Here is a 1,577-nt window from a genome sequence, read left to right on the forward strand (position 1 = left end):
CCCTACGTGCCAGCCTTGAGTGAGAGAGTTTTTCTCATTCATGTTTGGTGGGGCAGGAGGAGATAATTATTCATGGATATTCCCCAGAGGCCTTCCCGTCATGCGCATTTCTTGCCGGCGGAGCGGTGGGCCTTGTTGCTCGAATTCGATAAGTGCCTGGATTATGGTTCGAAGTCGGCTTTTTACCGGAAGGTTCAAGTGACGAGGAAGACTCTGAAGACTTGGTCCCAGGATCGGGACGAGGGACGTTTGACGGCCCCTGGCGAGAACCCGGCGGTACGGGCGGAACGGTCTAGGATGTCGGGCCAGGACCAGCGTGACTTCATGAAGCTCGAGCGTGAGAACGCGGCGTTGAAGCTGAAGTTGGAGCAGTCCGTGGCGACGGTAGACATCCTAAAAAAAGCATCAGCGCTGTTGGATTCCCTAGCCAAGAGCGCCTCGAACCTGCAGACTCCGGAAGTGACAGAAGAGGTGGTGGAGCCGCAAGAGGAGTCCGAGGGCTGGCCAGCCTGGCTCAAGCCCAAGAACGACGAAGGGTCCTGACGCCGTTCCTTGCGCAGCTGCAGGCCTTCGGCGGGCACTCGGCGGTGAAGGCTTTGGAGCTGCTGGGGCTGTCCTCAGCGACCTACTACCGTGAAAAAGCAGCCCCGGTGCCGGTGAAGGCCATGATCCTGCAAAGGGAGCGGGTGCAACCGGCGACGCTGAATCCAGAAGAGATCGAGATGATCACCGGGTGGTTGAGCGCACCGGAGAACATGCTGCTCTCCGTGGCCAAGGTGTACTACAAATACCTAGATCAAGGCCTCCATGTTGCTTCTAAGCGCTCCTGGCACCGGGTCGCGGCGGCCGCGAAGCTCAGTGGTGACCGCCGCCGGCAAGCGAGTCATCCGCCGAAGAAAATCCCGCAGCTGATAGCTGCCTGCCCCAATCAGGTCTGGTGCTGGGACATCTCGAAAGTCAAAGGAACACGGCTGCGTCAGTTCTTCGATCTGTACCTGATCATGGACATTTACTCCCGCTATATCGTGGGCTGGAGAGTGGAACACACAGAGGTTTCAGCAACCGCTGCCGACATGCTCACCCAAGCCGTCAACGAGGCGCCACACGCCCCGGAATACCTCCACAGCGACAACGGGGCCTCGATGAAAAGCACCATCATGGCAGCCACCCTGGCCGGGCACGGCATCGCTCGTTCGTTCTCACGCCCAAAGGTCAGCAACGACAATCCCTTCAGCGAATCACTCTTCAAAACATTCAAATACGAGACCACCTACCCCCAAGGATTCCCAACCCTGGAAGCTGCCCGCGAGTACGTCGCCGCGTTCGTGATCCGCTACAACAACTCACACCAACACGAAGGCATTGCCGGCCATACACCAGCCACCGTTCACCACGGACTAGTCGATGAAATCAACACCAAACGACAAATAGCCCTCGACGCCAGCTACGCCGCCAATCCCTCACGATTCACCCGCCGACCCATGGCACCCCAGATCGACGCCTACGTCGCCATCAACGACCCCAAACAACGAACTCAACAAAACGTCAATCTCTCTCAAACAGGTTGACAGATACCG

The 1,577-nt window shown here is 58.1% G+C and carries 2 protein-coding genes; both read left to right on the forward strand.

What is annotated here, in order from left to right:
- Positions 1–324: 324 nt before the first annotated feature.
- On the forward strand, positions 325–543 hold the full coding sequence (locus tag CVS28_RS20035; protein WP_165788370.1) for a hypothetical protein: 219 nt from the start codon (positions 325–327) through the stop codon (positions 541–543).
- Between the two features lie 17 nt (positions 544–560).
- Positions 561–1,568: an IS3 family transposase gene (locus tag CVS28_RS19335; protein ID WP_279325084.1), complete on the forward strand. Its 1,008-nt coding sequence runs from the start codon at positions 561–563 to the stop codon at positions 1,566–1,568.
- The last annotated feature ends 9 nt before the right edge of the window (positions 1,569–1,577 follow it).

This window comes from Arthrobacter glacialis (assembly GCF_002909415.1).
Classification (GTDB): Bacteria; Actinomycetota; Actinomycetes; order Actinomycetales; family Micrococcaceae; genus Specibacter; species Specibacter glacialis.